22 protein-coding genes are annotated in these 22,744 nt (G+C 32.2%); 17 read left to right on the forward strand and 5 right to left on the reverse strand.

What is annotated here, in order from left to right:
• Window positions 1-169: 169 nt before the first annotated feature.
• From AAHN00_RS10365 to AAHN00_RS10410, 10 genes are all read left to right on the forward strand, one after another.
• Window positions 170-634 carry a hypothetical protein gene (locus AAHN00_RS10365; RefSeq protein WP_342271212.1) on the forward strand — a complete coding sequence of 155 codons (465 nt, stop codon included), beginning with the start codon at window positions 170-172 and terminating at the stop codon, window positions 632-634.
• Window positions 592-1,245: a transposase gene (locus AAHN00_RS10370; protein WP_342271213.1), complete on the forward strand. Its 654-nt coding sequence runs from the start codon at window positions 592-594 to the stop codon at window positions 1,243-1,245. The genes AAHN00_RS10365 and AAHN00_RS10370 overlap by 43 nt, the downstream gene beginning before the upstream one ends.
• A 102-nt stretch (window positions 1,246-1,347) precedes the next feature.
• Entirely contained in the window at window positions 1,348-1,638 is a 291-nt protein-coding gene (locus AAHN00_RS10375) for a hypothetical protein (RefSeq protein WP_342271214.1), read from the forward strand.
• Complete coding sequence (locus AAHN00_RS10380) at window positions 1,631-2,311, forward strand: phosphatase PAP2 family protein (RefSeq protein ID WP_342271215.1); 681 nt, start codon at window positions 1,631-1,633, stop codon at window positions 2,309-2,311. The genes AAHN00_RS10375 and AAHN00_RS10380 overlap by 8 nt, the downstream gene beginning before the upstream one ends.
• Window positions 2,302-3,069: an NAD kinase gene (locus AAHN00_RS10385; RefSeq protein ID WP_342272649.1), complete on the forward strand. Its 768-nt coding sequence runs from the start codon at window positions 2,302-2,304 to the stop codon at window positions 3,067-3,069. The genes AAHN00_RS10380 and AAHN00_RS10385 overlap by 10 nt, the downstream gene beginning before the upstream one ends.
• Window positions 3,070-3,550: 481 nt before the next feature.
• Entirely contained in the window at window positions 3,551-3,721 is a 171-nt protein-coding gene (locus AAHN00_RS10390) for a hypothetical protein (protein WP_342271216.1), read from the forward strand.
• A complete protein-coding gene (locus AAHN00_RS10395; protein ID WP_375331075.1) occupies window positions 3,711-4,154 on the forward strand; it encodes a DUF2335 domain-containing protein in 444 nt (147 codons plus the stop codon). Before AAHN00_RS10390 ends, AAHN00_RS10395 begins: the two co-directional genes overlap by 11 nt.
• 37 nt (window positions 4,155-4,191) lie before the next feature.
• Window positions 4,192-5,751, forward strand: a complete 1,560-nt coding sequence (locus AAHN00_RS10400; RefSeq protein WP_342271217.1) for a patatin-like phospholipase family protein — start codon at window positions 4,192-4,194, stop codon at window positions 5,749-5,751.
• Window positions 5,694-6,062 (forward strand): hypothetical protein, encoded by a 369-nt coding sequence (locus AAHN00_RS10405; RefSeq protein ID WP_342271218.1) that lies wholly within the window; start codon window positions 5,694-5,696, stop codon window positions 6,060-6,062. Before AAHN00_RS10400 ends, AAHN00_RS10405 begins: the two co-directional genes overlap by 58 nt.
• Window positions 6,063-6,472: 410 nt before the next feature.
• Entirely contained in the window at window positions 6,473-6,904 is a 432-nt protein-coding gene (locus AAHN00_RS10410) for a MepB family protein (RefSeq protein WP_342271219.1), read from the forward strand.
• 271 nt (window positions 6,905-7,175) lie between these two features.
• On the opposite strand, the gene AAHN00_RS10415 is transcribed toward AAHN00_RS10410, so the two are convergent.
• On the reverse strand, window positions 7,176-8,318 hold the full coding sequence (locus AAHN00_RS10415; RefSeq protein ID WP_342271220.1) for a glycosyltransferase family 4 protein: 1,143 nt from the start codon (window positions 8,316-8,318) through the stop codon (window positions 7,176-7,178).
• 89 nt (window positions 8,319-8,407) lie between these two features.
• On the opposite strand from AAHN00_RS10415, the gene AAHN00_RS10420 reads away from it, so the two are divergent.
• The 6 genes from AAHN00_RS10420 to AAHN00_RS10445 all read left to right on the forward strand — a co-directional run bounded on the left by AAHN00_RS10420 (window position 8,408) and on the right by AAHN00_RS10445 (window position 18,075).
• Window positions 8,408-9,322 (forward strand): NAD-dependent epimerase/dehydratase family protein, encoded by a 915-nt coding sequence (locus tag AAHN00_RS10420; protein WP_342271221.1) that lies wholly within the window; start codon window positions 8,408-8,410, stop codon window positions 9,320-9,322.
• Window positions 9,319-11,688, forward strand: coding sequence for a glycosyltransferase (locus tag AAHN00_RS10425; protein ID WP_342271222.1), 2,370 nt, complete (start codon window positions 9,319-9,321; stop codon window positions 11,686-11,688). Before AAHN00_RS10420 ends, AAHN00_RS10425 begins: the two co-directional genes overlap by 4 nt.
• 100 nt (window positions 11,689-11,788) lie before the next feature.
• Window positions 11,789-12,685 carry a PD-(D/E)XK nuclease family transposase gene (locus AAHN00_RS10430; protein ID WP_342271223.1) on the forward strand — a complete coding sequence of 299 codons (897 nt, stop codon included), beginning with the start codon at window positions 11,789-11,791 and terminating at the stop codon, window positions 12,683-12,685.
• A 149-nt stretch (window positions 12,686-12,834) separates the two neighbouring features.
• On the forward strand, window positions 12,835-14,808 hold the full coding sequence (locus AAHN00_RS10435; RefSeq protein ID WP_342271224.1) for a UvrD-helicase domain-containing protein: 1,974 nt from the start codon (window positions 12,835-12,837) through the stop codon (window positions 14,806-14,808).
• A gap of 155 nt (window positions 14,809-14,963) precedes the next feature.
• Window positions 14,964-16,778, forward strand: coding sequence for an aspartate--tRNA ligase (aspS, locus tag AAHN00_RS10440; protein WP_342271225.1), 1,815 nt, complete (start codon window positions 14,964-14,966; stop codon window positions 16,776-16,778).
• A gap of 22 nt (window positions 16,779-16,800) precedes the next feature.
• A complete protein-coding gene (locus AAHN00_RS10445; protein ID WP_342272650.1) occupies window positions 16,801-18,075 on the forward strand; it encodes an MFS transporter in 1,275 nt (424 codons plus the stop codon).
• 263 nt (window positions 18,076-18,338) lie between these two features.
• On the opposite strand, the gene AAHN00_RS10450 is transcribed toward AAHN00_RS10445, so the two are convergent.
• Entirely contained in the window at window positions 18,339-19,916 is a 1,578-nt protein-coding gene (locus AAHN00_RS10450; RefSeq protein WP_342271226.1) for a lysine--tRNA ligase, read from the reverse strand.
• 136 nt (window positions 19,917-20,052) lie between these two features.
• On the opposite strand from AAHN00_RS10450, the gene AAHN00_RS10455 reads away from it, so the two are divergent.
• The gene (locus AAHN00_RS10455) at window positions 20,053-20,577 is read left to right on the forward strand and encodes a disulfide bond formation protein B (protein WP_341751902.1); all 525 of its coding nucleotides are present in this window, start codon (window positions 20,053-20,055) and stop codon (window positions 20,575-20,577) included.
• A gap of 70 nt (window positions 20,578-20,647) precedes the next feature.
• On the opposite strand, the gene AAHN00_RS10460 is transcribed toward AAHN00_RS10455, so the two are convergent.
• The 3 genes from AAHN00_RS10460 to tolQ are packed head-to-tail and all read right to left on the reverse strand — an operon-like array spanning window position 20,648 to window position 22,705.
• A complete protein-coding gene (locus AAHN00_RS10460) occupies window positions 20,648-21,556 on the reverse strand; it encodes a cell envelope integrity protein TolA (protein WP_342271227.1) in 909 nt (302 codons plus the stop codon).
• The gene (gene tolR, locus AAHN00_RS10465) at window positions 21,546-21,980 is read right to left on the reverse strand and encodes a protein TolR (protein ID WP_342271228.1); all 435 of its coding nucleotides are present in this window, start codon (window positions 21,978-21,980) and stop codon (window positions 21,546-21,548) included. The genes AAHN00_RS10460 and tolR overlap by 11 nt, the downstream gene beginning before the upstream one ends.
• Window positions 21,980-22,705 (reverse strand): protein TolQ, encoded by a 726-nt coding sequence (gene tolQ, locus AAHN00_RS10470; RefSeq protein ID WP_342271229.1) that lies wholly within the window; start codon window positions 22,703-22,705, stop codon window positions 21,980-21,982. The genes tolR and tolQ overlap by 1 nt, the downstream gene beginning before the upstream one ends.
• Between the last annotated feature and the right edge of the window lie 39 nt (window positions 22,706-22,744).

The following is a 22,744-nucleotide window of genomic DNA, read 5'->3' on the forward strand; positions in this document are numbered from 1 at the left end:
TTACGCAGGGGAAAGAAAAGCTGGATAAAAATAACGATGTAAATATAGTTAGTTGTATCAAGTTAACCACTCTGCACTGCAAGTGCAGAGCTTAATATTACGGCATGAATGCCTCATGTATGTACTAACTTAAAAGTTAGAAACTATTTGTGTATGGCTCATTTAGAAAGTGTCACAACACAAAAAGAATATATCTGTGAAGTGTAAGATTTTGTTAAAAAATATCTGTATGATTCATTCTTATCTTTTCTTGATAAGATATTTAAAATTTATGTTGAAACGACGCACTGCAAGTGCGGGGTTTTTCTCCCAAAGTGGGACAATAAAAATGCATGAGACCTTAGATATCTATAGTGATTATTTAATTTGCCAAAATAACAAAGCAACAGCTACTGGATTAGCTGATTTATTATGCGGCGAGATAAGTCATGATAAGTTTACTAGATTTTTAAATGGTAAGGCTTTAGGTTCAGCAGAACTTTGGATTTACATCAAAGGCGAAGTCAGGAGAAATGAGAAGAAAGCAGGAGGTGTTTTAATATTAGACGATTCAATTGAAGAGAAGCCATATACTGATGAGAACGAGATTATGTGTTGGCTTCGCATGCTAAATCTAGGCATGTTAAAGGTGTAAATATACTATCATGCCTTGTTCGTTATGGAGACATTACACTACCAATAGGATATGAGATTACCCATAAGGATGTAGTTTTTTCTGATATAGCCAGTAAAAAAATCAAGAAGAAAGCTAGCCTAACTAAAAACGAACATTTTCGTAATTTGATAAAACAAAGTATGACAAACAAAGTGTTGTTTGAATATGTACTAGCCGATAACTGGTTTGGAGCAAAAGATAATTTGGAATATATACATAATTTGAATAGGTATTTTATAATCGGTATAAAGTCAAATCGTACTTTTGCTTTGTCGCTAGAAGATAAAATAAAAGGTCAATTTCAACAAGTAACATCATTAAATCTGAAAGATGGTCAGTCGATTAAGGTGTGGCTTAAGGGGCTAGAATTTCCTGTAATGCTCATTAAAAAAGTCTTCATAAACGAAGATAACTCAACTGGTATTCTCTATTTAGTTTCAAATGATCTTAACCATGATGCTGATCATCTATACGAAATATACCAAAAACGGTGGCAAATAGAGGTTTATCATAAATCAGTTAACCACTCTGCACTGCAAGTGCAGAGCTTAATATTACGGCATGAATGCCTCATGTATGTACTAACTTAAAAGTTAGAAACTATTTGTGTATGGCTCATTTAGAAAGTGTCACAACACAAAAAAATATATCTGTGAAGTGTAAGATTTTGTTAAAAAATATCCTATCTTTTCTTGATAAGATATTTAAAATTTATGTTGAAACGACGCACTGCAAGTGCGGGGTTTTTCTCCCAAAGTGGGACAATAAAGCAAAATGCTAGTTTAGCGAAATCACCAACAAAAAAGGTTATATCACAATCGAATCATATTTTTGCTTCAATTATAGCCTTTTGCAAGCTTGAGATACTTCAATTAAAAACTTGTATGAATCATTTTGCACTTAAGTATAAATTAATTTTACGAGCAAATCAGGCTGCCATGATAGAACTACAAAATTTACGTAAATTATTACCAAATGCGTAAGGTGAGGATTAATACTAATTTAGTTTATACTAGTATATTCACCTTTGGTATAGTTTTATTATTAACTATACTATTTCCTAATTTGGATATAGATTTCTCAAAATTATTCTACGACAGCAATAATGGATTTATCTATCGTAACAATAATATTGTACAATTATTATTTGAAGTTATTCCAATATTAACTACTATACTGACTATAGTAATATTATTATACCTATTTTACTTAATTGTTAAGTACAAAACTTTTAATAAGCTTATTATTTCAGGGGGTTTTTATATAATTTTATCTACAGCAATAGGTCCTGGACTACTAGTAAATTATATATTTAAAGAAAATTTTGGTAGGGCTCGTCCGCTGCAGATTAAAGAGTTTAATGGTACAAAAAATTTTACTAGAGCCTTCTCAATCTCTAATGAATGTTTACATAATTGCTCATTTTCATCAGGTCATGCAGCTATGGCGTATAGCTTAACTAGTTTTGCTTATGTTGCTCCTTTGATATTTTTCTCAAGAATTTATAGTATCACATTGATTTTTGGTACATTAGTTGGACTAAGTCGTATATTAATGGGAGGACATTTTTTAAGTGATGTACTGGCTTCATGTGTTGTTACACTAATAATTAATCATCTATTATATTTATGTTGGCAAAAACTAAAATTAATTTAAATAAAATTGCGATTGTTTATAATAGTGCTAAAAAATCATTAGAGCTAGTTAGACAGCTTGAATTAGTTTATAAGTTTTGTAAGGTAGAAGAAGCTGAAATAATTGTTGTAGTTGGAGGGGACGGAGAATTACTACATGCGATACACCGTTATATGCATCTTGATGTTTCTTTTTATGGAATTAATTCTGGTAACATTGGATTTTTAATGAATCCAGTTATTGTTGAAAAGTTAATGGATAATTTACAAGAATCTATAATTTCTCATTTATACCCTTTAAAAATGCAAGCCGAAAGCATAGACAATAAAACCTATACTGCCCTAGCTATTAATGAAGTATCAATATTTCGTAAAACCAACCAAGCTGCTAAATTCAAGATCGAAATTGATCAAGTTGAGCGTATGAGTGAATTAGTAGCCGATGGGGCAATGGTTGCAACCCCAGCTGGCAGTAGTGCATACAACTTATCTGCTGGAGGTCCTATTTTGCCACTTGAGTCAAACGTATTATGCCTCACATCAATTTGTCCTTTCCGTCCAAGACGCTGGCATGGTGCGTTACTACCATTTTCTACTACTATAAAGTTTGAAATCTTAGAAAGTAATAAAAGACCAGTAAATGCAGCTGCAGATTTTCAAGAGTTTGATAATATTAAGTCAGTATTAATTAAATCTGTAAAAAACAAGAAGATAAAGTTACTATTTGATAAGAAAAATAGCCTTGAAAATCGAATTATTAAAGAGCAATTTAATGAGTAATTCACCTTACGTATAACATAAAAGTCATAGGGAGAATAGCCTAGAGCTATTAGCGAGGAGTTACTTTGGTGACATCCCCCCTAATGGCGATGATTACTTGAGTCTACTATAATTTATTACATTGAACTGAGGTTAAAAAAATAATTTTTATCAAAACTAAAGATTATTTCTCCCATTTTTCTTAAAGCTTTGTTATAATCACTCTAGGTGCTGTGAACCTAGTATCATAGTATCTTACATTTTTCTATAATCGTCATAGCAAGGCTCTTTAGATGCCGTGGCGATCTAGGTAAACAGCGAAGCTGTTTTTTTAGAGTAACGCTTCGCGTATCCTAGATTGCCGCGTTGCTGCTTTTTCGTGACTCCTCGCTAATAGACGCTCGGAAGGATTCTTAACAGTAGTGACATAAAAAATGTAGGATTGCTATGACCTAGTATACTTTTGCATACTTGCTAATCTTATAATTTAATATGAGAATAAATGAATAAAGAATTTGTAAGACATTTCCTAATAGGCTTTTTTAGTGTATTTAAAATATCTCAAACGACAGTAAGAAAAAAGCCAGAGACAGATTTACTTGAATACTTTATTAGAGTAGAAAAAGATATTAATTCAACATTTAAAGAAATAAGAAAAGAATATGAAAGATAGTAAAAGTTTTTTTGCTAATAACAATAGGTTGAATAAAGGATATTTAAAAGTTAGTAATCCTAAGGAGTCGGATAATAGCTTCTATAGTAAGAAGTTTGCACATGTTTTGCCACCTGTAGATTTAATGGCAGAATATGAAAATATTTATCCAGGAACATTGACAAAGCTAATTGCCATGGCAGAAAAAGAGCAAGTACATAGACATCAGATGGATATTAAAAGTATTGAGGTTTATGAAAGCGTAACAAAAAAAGGTAGAATAAGTAGCATTATATTCATGATAATGGTCTGTATTACTACTGTAGTTTTGGCTGTGTTGGGGCATTTTATGATTGCCAGTATTTTCACGGTTTCAGTATTGTTAGGTATAGGAACTGGAGTATTCTTGTCTTCTGCTAAATTTACTAAGCGGAAAGACTATACTAGAAGGTAAAATTATATAAGAATCTTATAATAATTGAGTAAAGATTATGAGTAAATTACAAAAAGAAATGCAAGAAAGGCAGCAAAGTCCTTTTAAATATGTGGCTTTTAGTGGTGGTGGAGCTAAGGGGGCTGGATATTCTGGTGTTTATGAGGGTTTGAATGAATCTAAAGTAATTGAAGGGGTAGAAGCAGTTGCAGGATCATCGGCAGGGGCAATAGCTGCTGCAGTGACTGCATTTGGTATACCACCTAAAGAATATGAAGCTATTTCAAAAAATACAAACTTCAAAGATTTACTTGGGACTCAAGGATTTTCAATTGGTCCGGTACCGCTTAGCAAAGATGGTACTCCATTATACGAGCTTGTAGATAAGACTATAAGAAAAGGTGCTTATAATTTTTTAAAGGGCAAAAATTTTGTGGAACTTGCTACAGCGAGACATGAAAGGATTTCAGAAGAACTGAGAGAGTTAGACAAAAAAAGGCAAGATCTTTTAAATACGATTGAAACATTAAAACAACAAGATGATAGTAATAGTCAGCAGATTGCTGATATAAATGAAAATATTCAAGGTTTAGATTTTCAGGAACAAAATTTTAAAAAACAATCCAAGAAAACTCAAGCTATAATAGAATCTAACGGGAAAGAATTCATTGAATTAACAGACAAATGTCAAAAGGGTGGTGAACTCCTTTTTAAGGATTTAGCTCTTTTAAGACTTCTTGATCCAGTGCAATTTAAAGACTTATTAATTACTGCAGTAAGGCGAGATGATAGTACTTTGCAAATTTTTAGTGCTGAAAATACTCCTGATGTTCCAATTGCTAGAGCTTGCCATGCTTCCGCTTCTCTTCCTTTAGTTTTTCAACCTGTAAAAATTGATGGTGTCGAGTATGTCGATGGGGGGTATAGAGACAATACTCCTATAGACTATTTCCCCGAAAATGACAGTAAAATCGATGTTGCGGAAGAGTTGGATGGTTTTGAGAATGTTACCCTAGCAAAAAAGCAAGGTAGGGTTTTAGCTCTTGCCTTCGCTAGTGGTATGGATGATTCAGCAAATATTGCTATATATAGTGCTAAGAATTTTGAAGGTCCAAATGCCCTAGTGAAATTTTTAATTGATGTAGTATATAAAATGCTAGCTAAAGTTGGTGGAAATCTTATACACACAGAAACTAATAAAAAGACTTTTGATGATTTACGTGAGAATGCATTAAATACGGTTGCATTAAATACTCAAGGTATATCTACTCTCAGCTTTGATGATGCTGAACAATATGCAAGTTACTTACATATTAAAGGTCGTTTTCAGACTTTGGAGTATTTAGATAATTTTGAACTTGGTAAAGAGGTAGATAAAGCATTTGAACAACAAAAATTTCTCCTAAATGTTTATGAAGTTTATGATAATGAAAATTTGAATAAAACTTTTTTTAATAAGCTATTAAATCACATAGCCCCACCCCCACCGGAAGAAACTAAAAAAAAAACTCTTGGCGAGATCGTGATGTTATGCGAAATCATCAAGAAAAAGCTGACACATTGTTATCTTTTTGTACGGAAGAACGCTGGAAGGGGAAAGATAACAAGGCTGTATTAAAAGAGTATGTAATAGTTGCAGCAACTGCACGCAATAATGAACTTAAAAATGATACCAAGTCTATAGAATCACTGATTAAGACCTTAAATAATCCAACAACACCGAGTAAAATTAAAAATGATTTTGTAGAATTATTAGCTATTGATAAAAAACAAGATCAGAGATTTGATACAAGTAAAAGTCCAGCAAAGAATATTACTGAGTTTAAGTTTACAAAAGAAGATTTTAAAGATTTTCTAGGTAAAAATAAAAGTGAGGCATTTCGAATTAATAGTGGAGGAAAGGGAGTAGGGCAGGCTAAGGGGGAATGACCATAAATATAGAAATTAATTATGGGAATAATTATGCAAATTACCACGTCTATTATCGAATAAGTAGCGAAGCACTACGAAGCAATCTATTTTTGGTTACTTTTATGTATAATATTCGTTGTAATGACTCTTTGTTCATTATATCATCTCGTTGAATAGCTGGATATTTATAAACAAAGGGGTGCTAATTATCCCAATTCGGGATAAGAATTAGTTAATTCTTATCCCGAATTCGCGTTAATTCAAAAGCTATTCTCAACTTTTAACAAATCTGTGGTACTATGGTGAATAATCTTATTTGTAATCCTACCAGCAAACCTTGGAGTACTAATGATTTAATCCACTCGGAACTTATTACATCGAGAGAACTAATATATAATCCATGTCAGTTTATATGTTCTGAACCAGTAATGGAAAGTGAAAGTATTGCATATGGAGCCTACATGTTCAAGTTAAATTCTATGAATATTAGATTTCGTGTTGCTAAGATTACTCCTACAAAAATTGGTCAATTTGTAACACTATGGAAGAGAATTGGGAATGGATCAATTCAGCCGTATGATATTGCAGATTCAATTGATCTTTTTATTGTAACAACGCGTAAAGGAGATAAGTTTGGTCAATTTATATTTCCACAATCTGTTCTGTATAAATATGATATAGTCTCGCATAATAACCAAGGTGGTAAGAGAGCAATAAGGGTATATCCACCTTGGGACATTGTTATAAACAAGCAAGCTAAAAAAACTCAAGCATGGCAACTAGAATATTTTTTAGAAATTCCAAGAAATAAACCAATTAACTACGCAAGAGCACAAATGCTTTATAATCAAGTTAAATAGTCATTACTAATTTTGGATCAAGGCAATAGATTGGCTTGCCTATGTCTAATCTCTTGATTGCTGCATTGCAGCTCCTCGCAATGATGGTGGTACTCTTACTGACAAAATATTTGTGGGTAATGCTAAGAAATAGGCTTTTCGTAGTGACGTAAGTTTGGTATATAGTTAAACCTATTGAATTAGGTGATATAAATAGAAAAAATATCATTAACCTTTAAGAAATTATTGTTATATTCTTGTCACCTAATATTACAGGTTTTACTATAAATACTTATTCGGGATAGTCGTAGAAATTAACCATCTTCTCGGATATTAATTGGCAATCATATTTTTCTAAAATATCTTGTCGAATTTTTTTACCTAGGTGTTTTCTAAGTAGAGGCATAGTGATTAATAGCTCCATAGCTCTTGCTAAATCTTCTGTATTTTGCGGTTTAACTAATAATCCGTTTATTTGGTCTTGTATTAATTCTCTACCACCTGGGGCATCAGTAGTAATAATGGCTCTACCATATGCTCCAGCCTCTAAAAGACTACGACTTAGCCCTTCACGGTAGGAAGGTAATACTGCAATATGTGCTTTTTTCCATATTTCTTCTATATTTTTCTGATAACCAAGATATTTGATATATCCTAGATTTTGATAGTCTTCTAATATTGATTGTGCTATTGATTGCTTATTATCTTTGTCAGGTTCGCCAACTAACCAAAACTCAGCATCTATACCTTTTTGTTTTAATATTTTTGCAGCATATATAAATTCATATATACCTTTATCAATAATCATTCTAGCTACCAATGCCACCACTATTTTACTACCTAGTGGTTCTAGAAGAAAAGGAAACTTTTCAGTTTCTATACCAACGCTGCATTGTTTAACAATTAAATTTTTGGGTGCTATAGCTAATTTTACCAGTAAGGCTAAATCATCATCGTTTTGTACGACAAATAACATACTTCTATAATATCCTATTATGGATATTATTCTAACTATAATGCTTCTAACTAATCTTAGCAAAAAATTGCTACTTATAAAAATTAAACCCATACCAACAAAAGTGTTAATAACTTGCGGTAAACTCTTCTGTTTTGAGCATATACTGCATAAGAAGGCAGTTATACTCCCATAAAAAATTGGTTTTATAGTAAAATTATGCAATATATCCGGTTTCTCTTTATTTAATATGCTAATTAACTTGATTAATAATAGTAAATCAGTAAAAGGGTTGATACTTCCACGCTTTATTGAAATTGGGATTACTTGTAAACTATGCTGTTCTATCTTATCTTTGAATTCACTAATATTTGTTAACACTTTAACTTCATAGCCTTGCATTTTAGCAGTTAAAGCAATTGGTAGAAGATGGGCATAAAAGTGCCAATCTGTATTTGTGAAAATGATAATTTTTTTCATTTGCTTTTCTTAATAAGAATTCTATAAATATACCTATAGAGCAAATACCCACTTAATTATATCATAAAAATTAATTGCACTAATAGCATATGTCAAATTATTTAGTTACTGGAGGTGCTGGTTTCATCGGTTCACATCTTGTTAACTTACTAGTAAAAGAAGGTAATCAGGTTGTAATATTAGATGATCTTTCAACAGGTAATTTCAATAATTCGTTTAATAAAAATGTTGAATTTGTTCAAGGAAATATCTTAGATCAAGATATTTTAGAAAAACTATTTAGAAATATTGATGGTTGCTTCCATCTTGCAGCGATAGCAAATGTACAGGAATCAATTGATAATTGGTATCACAATCATCAAGTGAATTTAACAGGAACTATTAATATATTTCTTCAGGCAAGTAAACAGAATATACCCGTTGTATATGCATCATCTGCTGCCGTTTACGGCACAGTAAGTGACTTTCCTTTACAAGAGAATGGTAAGGTAAACCCGCTTTCTCCTTATGCAGTGGATAAATTAGCCTGTGAGTTGCAAGCTAAGGTTTTTGGTGGGCTTAAATCTCTTAAAACTTGTGGTTTACGCCTTTTTAATGTTTATGGTAAAGGGCAACTTAGAGGTTCTGATTACTCTAGTGTAATATCAATATTTAAACAGAAAGTAGAAGAGGGTAAGGAGCTGGTTGTTTTTGGTGATGGTAATCAAAGTCGTGATTTTATACATGTTTCAGATGTTACCAATATGTGTGTTAGAGCCTTGTCTATTGCGAGTAGCTCAGCCCCTATACTAAATGTTTGTACGGGACGTACCTACTCTATAAATGAACTTATTCAACTAATTAATAAGATTGCTATTGTCAAAGGGGTAAAATATCTACCAACTCAGGCCGGGAGTATAAATATTTCTGTTGGCAGCACAGAATTGGCTCAGCAGCTTTTAAATTATATGCCAGTATATGAGTTAGAAGCTGGATTATTAGAGCTATTTAGTGTAAATTTATGAATTCAAAAGAAACCCTGATTTTAGTATCTGATATTAGGGGATGGGCTTTTGATAACGTCGCTCAATATGTTCAATCTTTGCTAAGCAACCAATATGATTGTCATATTATTTACAGCTGTGATTACAAAACATATAAGGATTTTTTAATCAAATTAAACCAATATACTTCTATTAAATTAATACATTTTTTCTATCGTGGCTATCTGACAGAATTACTAAGAAGCATAGCAGATAATTCTAGTAATAGTAAGGCTACAGGAGAAATATTAGTAAATACTACCATTACCACTAGCATACCTGATCATCTATTTATTGAAAGTGAAAGTGAAATATTAAAAAATTTACCAACTTTCCAATTTATTGATAACTACTACACTACTTCTAAAAGATTATATGATATTTATGTAAATATCATAGATTATCCAAAGCCTTGGCAAGTAATTTATGATAATGTACTAATTCATGATGCGGAATCAAGTCATGATGAAGATCATGCAAGTTTAGTTGTAACATGGATTGGTAATAGTTCTTGGGGAAGTTGGTATAGTAGCACTCCTGATTATAAAGGTCTAAAAACAGTAATTATACCGGCACTAGAACAGATTGATAAAGATGGAATTCATATCAAAAGATGTATAGTGGATAAAAATGAGCGAATACGTTCTAAACAAGAAATTTGGGAGATTTTAAAAAAAACAGACATTTTGCTAATAGCATCTGTGCAAGAAGGAACGCCGCTAACCATTATTGAAGCTATGGCATTTGGTTGTGCAATTATTACTACGGATGTAGGTATTGCTAGGGAGGTGTTACCTGAGGTGCAACATGAATTTATAATTAACCGGAATCATACAGGATTTATAAATGCAATAAAAAAATTAAATGTTGAAAGGGAACTATTAGCAAAGATTAAACAACAAAACTGTCTGTCTTATCAAGAAATCTTTGCAAATAAAACTCAAATGCAAAACTTATGGTATTCATTTATAGAAGATTCAGTAAATAATCATACTAAAAAACAGATATTACAAACAAAACAACAAATTTTAAGAAATATAGAGCTTGTTAATAATAAAGATTCTTCCTTTGTAACGTATAGACTACTCTCAAGACTCCTTTCCTTACCCTTTCTTAAGAAAATAGCGCGATTTCTTCTAAAATATTCTTGGGTTAAGTTGCCTGTTAGACGAATAATTACTATATTCTATTCTTTTTTTTCAAAAAATGACTATGATAATTTTAAAAATTTTATAATCAAATATCAAGGACAAAAACAATATCGATGTCATTCCAGCAACGGCGGAAATCTAGACCCGCTGCCTCTAGGACAAAAAGATATGGATGATATTTATGTAATTTATCCTAGCATTTTTCCTGGAGTTGCTAATTCTACTAAAGGATTATTTAATAAAACCATTCCTTTTCCTATGGGGAAACTCAACGTTTTGATAAGTTATATTAACTCGTATTTACCTGACAAAATTATTACTCAAATAGCAAAATTACTTATAAAAACAGGTATTAAAAACTTAATTATATCTGGAGGGCTTGATGTTCATATGCAATTAGTAGAGAAGCTACATGAAGTGAAAGGGGATAATTGTTTAAATATCTACTATTTATGGCATGGCTCTCCTGCCCAATGGGTAGGTATTGGTCATTGCCAAACTTTTTATAAATGGTTGTATTTATATAAGCAGCATAAAATTAAATCCATTATCACTCTGAAAAATGGTCTAGAACAATTTCTTATAGCCAATGGTGTACAATCTTATCTATTACAAAACTTCATACCATTGCTGCTAGAAAAAAAGATAATTTCCCGAGAAACTGGTAAATTTAAAATTGGTATATGGAGCACATCAAACATATGGATCAAGAATCTCTACCCTCAATTTGCGGCGATAAGTATGTTCAAAGATCGAGTTTGTTGTTATACTAATTTCTCTTTTGATAACAATAAATATGCTTCTTGGATGATGGAAGATGTAGAACTTAAAGTTTTTCCTGAGAATTTACCACATAAAGAATTAATAAAATTGATGGCAAATACTAATTTAACTTTATACATTACTAATTCGGAATGTTCCCCTATGATAGTTTTAGAAAGCCTAGGTTTAGGAGTGCCTTGCTTAGTTGGTCCTACAGCAGATGTTTATGATGATGAATTTTTACGTGATATGTTAACGGTTAACCGTGTTGACTGTCCGTTAACTATATTTAATGCCATAGAAAAGGTTCAACAAAATATTGATATAATCTGTTCTAAGCTACCTGACTTCATTAAAAAATATAATGAAAAAGCTCTTGTTTTAAAAAACTCTTTGCTGACAGTTATAAAAGATAATCATAATACTACAGTGTAGATTTATCAGGGTAATTTAATAATGAAGCTAGTAGTACTATTGATTTTATGCTATATTAGCTTTAATAACTTCACACAGCCTAACAACATAAATAATGATTATGAATAATGATAAACCATTAATTTCCTTTCACTATGCTATTAAATACCTTCTGAAAGATAAAGGCGATTATTCTATAGCAGAAGGTTTTATCTCAGATCTTCTTAAGACCAAGGGTTATAAAGACGTTAAAATAGTAGCATTACTTGAGAGCGAGAGTAACAAAGAAGACAGTAAAAGTAAAAGAAGTCTAGCTGATGTAATTGTAGAAGACGAAGATCACCATAAATATATTATTGAAATCGAGCGTAATGTTAAGGATTCTTTTATTCATAAGGCATGTTTTAATACCTCAAGACTTATAGTTGATACTCTTGCCCAAAGAGAAGATTATACTCAAATAATCAAGATATTTCATATATCGCTACTCTATTTTCCTATAGGAAATGGTAATGGAGTTATTTACCATGGTAAAACTATTATTCATGAGGTAGAAACTAATGAAAGATTAAATGTGCATATTAAAAATATGGAGACTTCTGAGGTTTTTGATGCTACTAACATCCTACCAGAATATTTTTATATATCAGTACCTTTATTTAATGATCGTTTAGAGAAAGAGATTGATGACTGGCTACATGTCATGAAATATGATGAAGTCCCACCAAACTATCATTCGCCTTATATGAGACAAGTAGCAGACAAGCTGAGCATTCTCAAAATGACCAAAGAAGAGAGGGCAAACTACTCCTATTACCAAAAAAAGCTTTATAACGATAGAGATGAATTGCAAGCTGCTGAAGCTAGAGGAGAAGCTAGAGAAAAAATTGTTATAGCTAAAAATTTACTTAAAGCTGGATTATCAATTGATATCATTGCTAAGTCTACTGGTTTGAGTACAGAGGAAATCCAAAAATTAACTCTTGTAGCTAATGAACCCATAACTGTTAAAAGTTAAAAACCGTCCATTAGCTAAGTGCTATTGTAAGGTTTAAAAGTCTATTAGCAGTTGTGTGGATAACACCGAAGCTGCTTAAGTTAACAAAACGCACACTTGGTAAACTATCTGACTATAACTCCACTAATCTACAATTGTAGTACTAGATCATGACACAACAAAGTTTCCTAAACTCATTAAATCCTCAACAACTGCTAGCAGTGTCCCATGTACATGGTCCTATTCTTGTGCTTGCTGGAGCAGGGACTGGTAAAACTAAAGTGTTAACGACTAGAATAGCCAACATAATCCAGCAAGGGTTAACTCTACCTCAAAATATTCTAGCAGTTACTTTTACTAATAAAGCTGCTAGAGAAATGCAAGATCGAATCAACAAAATGATTGATTGTTATGGGCTAAATATAGGTACATTTCATTCTATAGCAGCAAGAATTTTGCGTCAGCAAGCAGAACATTTGAATTTTAGCTTGAATAGTAGGTTTACTATTATTAGCCCTGATGATCAACTTAAATTGGTTAAAGATATAGTTAAGCAGAAAAATATAGATACCAAAAAATATGTTCCCAAACTTTTACATATTATTATTTCGTGTTGGAAAGATCAGGGATTATTGCCGTATAAACTTTCTGAATCTGATATTAAGCTACCAATTCATAAAGTGGCTCAATTTGTCTATGACGAATATCAGCAAAATTTACTAGCATCTAATGTAGTAGATTTCGGGGATTTACTACTTTACAATAATGAATTGTTTATAAAAAACCCTATAATATTAAAGTATTATCAGGAACAATATAAATATATTCTGATTGATGAGTATCAAGACACTAACGCTGTTCAGTATCTTTGGGCGAGGATGCTGGCAAGTAGCTCAAAAAATATCTGCTGTGTTGGTGATGATGATCAATCTATATATAGTTGGCGGGGTGCAGAAGTCGGTAATATATTACGTTTTGAAAAGGATTTTCCAAATGCTACAATAATAAAATTAGAACAAAATTATAGATCTAGTTCAAAAATTTTATTAGCTGCATCAAGTGTAATTAACCATAATAAGAATCGTCACGGTAAAACATTATGGACTGATAAAAATGATGGAGAAAAAATTAAAATTATATCTTGTTGGAATGATAAAGAAGAAGCAAGATTCGTTGTATCTGAAATTAGCAAGTTAGTTACAGAGGGAAAGTATAATGCAGGATTAGTTGCGATATTAGTTAGAGCAGGTTTCCAAACTAGAGCATTTGAAGAAGTGTTTATTAGTAATGCATTACCATACAAAATTATAGGTGCTCTTAAGTTTTATGAACGAATGGAGATACGTGACTTACTTGCCTATATACGTATCACTTTAAATCATAGTGACAATCTTGCTCTTGAACGCATAATAAATGTTCCAAGGAGAGCAATTGGTAATATCACATTAAAACAAATAAAAGATTATGCGGTTGAACATAATATACCTATTATTGCTGCCATTCGTCAGATGTTACAAGCAGAAATTTTTAAAAATAAAGTCAAAGATAGTCTAAACAAATTTATTAGTAATATCGATAATTGGAGTTTACGATATAGAAATGACCCAGCTATTAATGTCACTAAGTCTTTACTAGAAGAATCAGGTTATCTTGAGATGCTACAAGAAGAAAAAACAGATGAAGCAACTGGCAGAATTGAAAATATTAATGAAATGCTTAGAGCAATCGCGGAATTCGATAATATTCAAGATTTTATAGAACATTCTAGTTTGGTAATGGAAAATGAGGAATTAGAATCAAATTTTGGTGGTTCTGTTAGCATTATGACTCTTCATGCTGCTAAAGGTCTTGAATTTGATCTAGTTTTTCTACCAGGTTGGGAAGAGGGGGTGTTTCCACATCAGCGATCACTAAGAGAGGGGGAAAAAGGTCTAGAAGAAGAGAGAAGAATCGCCTATGTGGGTATTACTAGAGCTAAGAAAGACCTGTATATTACTTATGCAGAAAGTCGTTTTATGTTTTATGAAATAATAAGATCCTCTCCTTCTAGGTTTCTTGGAGAAATACCAGGTAATGTTTGTATTAGAACTTCTTCAACCAAACAACTTAATTATTTAGGTACAAAACACAAAGTTTCTTTTTAATCTTTATAAAATTATTTCATAAATGGTATTAGTGTATTCAAATTTTATGATATATTGTTTACAAGTTTTAAGAGAAATTTAGCTTGCAAGGATGAAGAAGCTTATTGCTTAATGGAGATATTTTTATATAATCCTTTCATTTTAAGAGATATAGAATGCATAAATACAGGACGCATAATTGTAATGAATTGCGATTAAAGGATGCTGGGCAAAGGGTAAAATTATCCGGCTGGGTACATAGAAGAAGGGATCACGGTAATTTAGTCTTTATTGATCTTAGGGATCATTTTGGTATAAGCCAGTTGGTATTTACTGATCAAAATCCAAGTTTAATGGATGATGCTAGTCGGTTAAGGTATGAATCAGTTATAACTGTTGTAGGTAAAGTGATAGCAAGGAGTGATGAAACAATAAACGACTCGTTAATGACTGGTAAAATTGAAATATTGGCAAGTGAGTTTATAGTTGAGTCTAATGCTGAAAATTTACCATTGTTAGTCAATTCTGATCAACCTGCCCCTGAAGACACTAGACTAAAATATCGCTTCTTAGATCTTAGACGCGAGAAATTACATAATAACATTATGTTAAGATCGCAAGTTATTGCTCACGTGCGGCATCTGATGACGCAAAAAGGGTTTACGGAGTTTCAAACACCGATTCTAACAGCTAGTTCACCAGAAGGAGCTAGGGACTTCTTGGTTCCAAGCAGATTGCATCCTGGTAAATTTTATGCATTACCGCAAGCTCCTCAGCAATTTAAACAATTACTGATGGTATCAGGATTTGATCGCTATTTTCAGATAGCTCCTTGTTTTAGAGATGAAGATGCTAGGGCTGATAGGTCACCAGGCGAATTCTACCAATTGGATGTAGAGATGTCTTTTGTTACGCAGGAAGAGGTATTTAATACCATTGAGCCGGTAATGTATGAGATATTCAGCAAATTTTCTGATAAAGAAGTATCAAATACACCTTTTGTACAAATTCCATATGAACAAGCAATGTTAAAATATGGTTCTGATAAGCCAGATCTTAGAAACCCACTGATCATTGCAGATGTTACAGAATTATTTAGAAATTCTAACTTTGCTATTTTTAAAGAAAATATAAAAAATGGCTCTGTTGTTAGAGCTGTGCCAGCTCCTAAAGCTTCTGCTTTACCTAGAAGCTTCTTTGACAAAATGGCAGAATTTGCAACTTCCGAGGGAGCAAGCGGGCTTGGTTATATCCAGTTTCTAGAAAATGGACAAGCTAAAGGACCTATTGTTAAATTTCTAACAGATGAGCAATTATTGAATTTAAAGTCTTTAGCGAATCTACAAAATGGTGATGCTGTCTTCTTCTCTAGTGATAAAGCTGATAAAGCATCTAAACTTGCTGGCAAGCTACGAACTAAATTAGGGGAAGAATTAGACCTACTTAAAAAAGATTGTTTTGAGTTTTGTTGGATAACAGATTTCCCATTTTATGAATTAAATGAGCAAACCAAGAAAATAGATTTTAGCCATAACCCATTTTCTATGCCTCAAGGTGGCATGGAAGTGCTAGAATCAGCCAAAACAGTAGATGATTTACTAGCCATCAAAGCATATCAATATGATATTGTTTGTAATGGTATTGAGTTATCTAGTGGAGCAATTAGAAATCATAAACCGGAAATAATGTATAAAGCTTTTGAGATTGCTGGATACCCCCCGGAAATTGTTGATAAAAGATTTGGTGGAATGATCATAGCATTTAAATTTGGTGCTCCGCCACATGGAGGGATAGCCCCCGGCATAGATAGGATTGTTATGTTATTAACTGATTCAACTAATATTAGAGAGGTAATAGCTTTCCCATTAAATCAACAGGCAGAAGATTTATTGATGAATGCTCCTGATTATATTGATGAAAAAGCTTTAAAAGAGCTTAATATTAACTTAGCACCTTTAGTTAGAAATAAATTGTTAACTGAAGGCTCTTAAACAGAGTACTAAAGAGCAGTATATAGTGAAAAAAAAAACAAGAAATAAAATTATCGGAGCATTTCTAGGTACAATAGTTGAATATTATGATTATGGTTTGTATGGTTTCTCTGCTGGTATTATGGCAGCAAAATTCTTTCCAAATACTGATTATCTAACTAATCTAATAAATGTTTTTGCTATTTATGCGATAGCATATTTATCAAAACCTATGGGATCACTGATTTTTGGCCGTATCGGAGACTTGTATGGGCGTAAAACTGCATTAAGTATAACCATCGTAGGTATTGGAATACCTACGATGGTTATAGGCTTCCTGCCAGAATACTCATCTATTGGTGTGTGGGGTGCAATAATTTTGGCTTTGTGTCGCTTTATGCAAGGTTTTTTTATAGGTGGAGAATATGATGGAGCGGCTATTTATGTTATCGAACATTTAGGGGAGAAATACCGATATACAGCTTCAGCAATAACTCGTTGTACTGGGGTTGTAGGTTTATTACTAGGGAATGGGGCAACCAATTTTTTTAATGCCCATATTTTTCCAGATTGGAGTTGGCGTATTCCTTTTTTCTTTAGTTTACCTTTAGCTTTAATCGTTTTATATTTTCGCCGAACATTTGATGAAACACCGGAATTTAAAAAGAATCAAGACAGTAAAACGAAGACGCAAAGCTTAGCTATTTTAATTAAGAAGCAGTGGCGAGTTATTTTGATGGCAGTGTTTCTTGCTGGTGGATTTGGTGCGACTTATCAAATATCCGTTATGTTTATGAAACAATATTTGCCTATGATCCTACCGCAAACTAGTTTCATTATTAGTACATTTTCAGTTTTAATAACCATATGTTTTGCCATTCCTATGCCTATTGCTGGCTTGTTAGCAGATCGGCTTAGTCAAATGTTAGTATTTAAGTTTAGCTTATTTGGTACTATTGTATCTAGTCTATTATTTATTATATCCGTTAACTATCAGATGGTTAATTTAACTTTGGGTTCTTGTTTAATGCTAGCATGTTTTGTTGCTCCTTTCAATGCTCTTTCGCATGGTATAATGACAAAAGCTTTTGCTGTCAATGATCGTTATCGTGCAGTAAGTCTTGGTCATAATATTGGGTCAATGTTGATGTCTGGCAGCGCTAATTCTGTTTGTTTAATATTAATGAGATACCTAAATTTTCAATTATTGCCAATCATATATCTTATGTTCTTTGCAATATTAGCATATTTTATGGCAAAATGTTTTGAGAAAGATTATAAAAACAAAATTAAGTTGCAAATTGATATCAATTTATAAAATTATACTACTATAGTTGTAGTACTAGCGTCAAAACAATATCATCCCACAACTGTTGAAAGTTAGTAAATACAGCTTCTTTATACGTCTATTAGCGAGGAGAGGCGATGGAATCGCCAACGCGGCAATTTTGTTGTGAAGTAGGGACAAGTATTACTTCAAAAGATTGCTACGACGACGCTTTCCGCAACTCCCCGCTAATAGACGTATTTTTTAATAATTCTAAAAAACTTGATTATCGAGTCTTACATCGACACTTAAGATTAAACTAGTTTCTGTTGAATTAAATTTATAGAGTCGTTAATACCAAAAAGCTTAATAAAAGACCCAAGCCTTGGTCCTTCAGTTTGCCCAAGTAATATTTGATATAATTCTTTAAAATAATCTCTTAAATTATTATAACCATGCTTATTACCAATATCATAAATTTTTTCTTGGATTTGCTCGGAAGTAATATCTCCCGGCAAAACATTTAACATAGCGATAATTTCTTGTAAGATAATTTTTTGCTGATCATTAGGAACTAAATAGCACTTATTAGTTTTAATAAAGTCATTATAATAACGAGTGGCAAAATCTGTCAAATGATCAAGGTACGGGGCATTTTGTTTCGTTGCATTCGGGGCGTACTTACTGATAAATCCCCAAAGTACCGATTTATCTTCAGGATTGCAAACCGATGCAAGGTTTAGCAATAAGCTAAAACTAATGCCAAAAGTTTCGATATTAGGCACATTCCCGTGATGAATATGATGTACTGGATTGGCAAAACGCTTTACTTGATCTAGTTCTAAATGATATTTTTTATTGAAGGTAATATATTCATCAACATTTTTAGGTATCACATCAAAATGTAAACGTTTGGCTCTTGTTGGATTTTGGTACATAAATAACGACATACTTTCCATCGGTGCATATTGCAGCCATTGTTCAACAGTAATGCCATTGCCTGTAGATTTAGAGATTTTCTCTCCGCTTTCATTAAGAAATAATTCATAAAAAAATTGTACTGGTGGAATCCCCTCTAAAATTCGACAAATCTCAGAATATAACCTAGCATTAGGCATATGCTCCTTACCATACATTTCATAATCCACTTGCAGGGCAGCCCACCGCATACCCAAATCAGCTTTCCATTGCAGCTTACAATGTCCCTTTGTCACAGGAACTTCCACAAACTTCCCTTCATTGTCTTTATAGGTAATAGTAGCGGCTAAGCGATCGATCTTTGCAATAGGTACTTGTAATACAATACCGGTTTTTGGACAAATTGGCATAAAAGGTGAATAAGTTGCCTGTCGTTCTTCTCGAAAAGTTGGTAACATTAGAGCCATTATTTCATCATATTTGTCTATAACTTTAAGCATCATCTGATCAAATAAACCGGATTTATAACATTCTGTACTACTAAAAAATTCATATTTGAAGCCAAATCTATCTAAAAATGAGCGAAGCTTAGCGTTCATATAATGTCCATAACTTTCACATTCGCCAAAAGGGTCAGGAATAGATGTTAAAGGCTTGCCAATATGTGATGCCACCATATCAAGGTTTGGGATATTATTTGGGACTTTACGCAAACCATCCATATCATCAGAAAAACAGATAATCTTAGTTGGGATATTGGATAGTTGTTTAAATGCTTCTTGCACCATTATAGATCTAGCAACTTCTGCAAATGTACCTATATGTGGTATCCCTGACGGTCCATAACCAGTTTCAAATAATACATAACCTTTAGCTGGAATTTTGCTACCCAGTTGATCTAATATTTTTTTTGCTTCTAAAAAAGGCCAAGCATTTGACTTAACAGCATCTTCTAAAATTTCTAATTCTGACATCTATATATCCATTTCCATATAGTTTGATTTCGCATATTGAATATAATATACGTGGTTTCTATAAATTTATAAATTTATCTCTTGAGTTTTTTCTAATATTCTTAGACAATAGCGGATTAAAAATTAGTATTTACTTATGACTATTCTTTCTATTGTCCATTTTATTCGCAAAGATAGCTTTAGAGTTTTACATATAGCCCTAATTTGCACATGCATCTTTGCCTTATCTTTGGCTTATTTTGTCGAATATATATTACATTTTTCACCTTGCCCTTTGTGTATTTATCAAAGATTCCCATATTTATTTATAATCAAGATTTCAGTTGTAGCGATTCTTATCAAGAAAATCAGCAAATATACTTTATTTTTTATCGTTCTAAACTTATTAGGTGCTTGCATATTAGCAGGCTATCATAGTGGAGTGGAAAGAGGGATATTTGAACCAAGTAGTCTTTGTTCAACTTTAATCCATATTCCAAAGCACTTATCCATTCAAGATATTAAAGAAATATTTTATAGCCAACCTATTGCGACTTGCACAAAACCGGCAGTTAAATTATTTGATATATCTATGACAGAATGGAATTTACTACTAAACCTATCTTTATTATTTGCCGTACTCTTTATTTGGTTTTATCCTAATCCCAAATCTAAAAATTAATACTAATATAGAGGAAATTTGACTAGCACTAAGTATAAATCTTGAAAAATATAATAATTATGCAAATATTTTACATACTTGGATCAAAAAGAAAATTAAATTCTTTCCAGCTATTGTAACGCTGAGGGTCTAGATTATTAATAGGACTTGCTTGCCATACTGCTCTCATTGCACTGTCAGATAGAGCGTCACAAGCTATTTTTGTTATATTTGGGCATATTGTTTCTTTGACTTTTACTTCTTTGACACTGCCATCTTGATTTAAAGCTATATACAAAGTTACCCGTAGCTGCTCAAGGTTTTGTATCCCAATAGGTTTACTCCATACTCTCTCTATTTGTTGTTTAATTAGAGATATTTCACTGATGGAAAGAGGCAATGTGTCATCGTAAGGACCTTTTGATTCTTGGGTTTCTTTATTTTCTTTGGACCTAGCTTGTTTATTTGATTTTGCACTCGACCCTTCAGATGATTGTTCTAAATTTTTAAGCAAAGAATCTAAGTCACTTTTATTAGGAATTTTCTTTTTTTTCTCGAGTGGCTTCTTTGTTTCTACAGGTTTTTTTTCTTCTGCAGGCTTCTTCTCTTCTATAAGTTTTTTATCTATAATCTTCTTTTCCTCGATAGGAAGCTTGTCTTCAATAGGTTTCTTTTCTTCTATAGGCTTTGTATCTACAGGTTTCTTTTCTTCTAGAAGTTTCTCTAGAGGCTTCTCTAAGGGTCTCTTCTCTTCTGTATCATCAGGTTTGCTTTGTTCTACTTTTTTTGCATCTTGATTTTCTATAGCTTTTTCAGGTTGTTTGGTTTTATTGGGTATATTAGATTTAGTATTAATTGGTAACATTTCAAAAACTATTACTTGTTCTTCAGGAGATTTTTTAAACAATGATGGAAGACCAAATAAGAAAAAATATATTATTAGTAAATGAAGTACTACGGAGCAAATAAAAGAAATAGAAAAAATATTATTATTTTTCATTATATTTAATATTTGAAACTAGTGCTACCTTAGAAAAGCCTGCTGCATGGATTTCAGATACAACGCTAACTACCTCGCCATATGGCACATTTTTGTCGCCTCTTACAAAAATTCTAATATCTTTTTTTTCTTTTGTAATATTAGTTAGCTTAGTAGCTAAATTTTGTCTCTCTATTTTAGATTCCAATAAATATAATTCTCCTTTGTTGTTAATACTAATCACTAACGGTTCATCTTGCCCTGACAGGGGGGTAGAAGTTGTTTCTGGTAAATCAACATTAATACCGGATACTAGCATTGGAGAGGTTATCATAAAGATGATCAATAGCACTAACATGACGTCAACGAGTGGTATAACGTTGATCTCACTGACTAAATTACGTCTAGATCTTTGATTGTTTGCATTTGGTAATTGTATAGCCATTACATTTTCCCTTCATCTATGGCTCTTGATAGTATAGAACTAAGCTCATTAATGAAATCATCAATTTTGTTATTAATCTTAATTATTTGTGAAGAAAGGTAGTTGTAAAAAATCACTGCCGGAATTGCTGCAAATAGACCTATTGCTGTTGCAAGTAGAGCTTCTGCAATGCCAGGAGCTACGATAGCAAGTGAGGTATTTTTTGATGCTGCAATAGATTGAAAACTATGCATAATCCCCCAAATAGTACCAAATAACCCTATAAATGGTGTACTAGAAGCAACAGTTGCCAAAAAACCTAAATTTTGCTCTAATCTTTCAAGTTCACGATTCCTTATCAAGTACATAGATTGTATTATTCGCTCTTTATGGCTAATTTTAAGTGCATCAGTGAGGTTGTTAGGATTTTGGCGTTTACATTCGTTCATAGCTGCTACAAAAACTGCGGCAAGAGGATTATTCATTGTTCTTTTAATAGTTTCATATAACTGATCTAAAACTGCTCCAGACCAAAAAGTAGCTTCAAAAATTGTAATTTTCTTTCTTATTTGAACTAAATGAACTATTTTATCTATAATTATTGTCCATGCCCAAATTGAAGCAATTACCAAAATTATCATAACAGATTTTCCTATAATATCAGTGGATGATATCATAGAGAAAATTGATGAACCACTTTGTGCTGTAATTTCTACAACGTCATTAATATTGTTATGTGTACTCATTTGATGTAACTAACCTTCATTGCTTAAATATTGTTTCTG

The sequence above is a fragment of the Candidatus Tisiphia endosymbiont of Parasteatoda lunata genome, from assembly GCF_964030955.1.
In the GTDB taxonomy this organism is placed as follows: domain Bacteria; phylum Pseudomonadota; class Alphaproteobacteria; order Rickettsiales; family Rickettsiaceae; genus Tisiphia.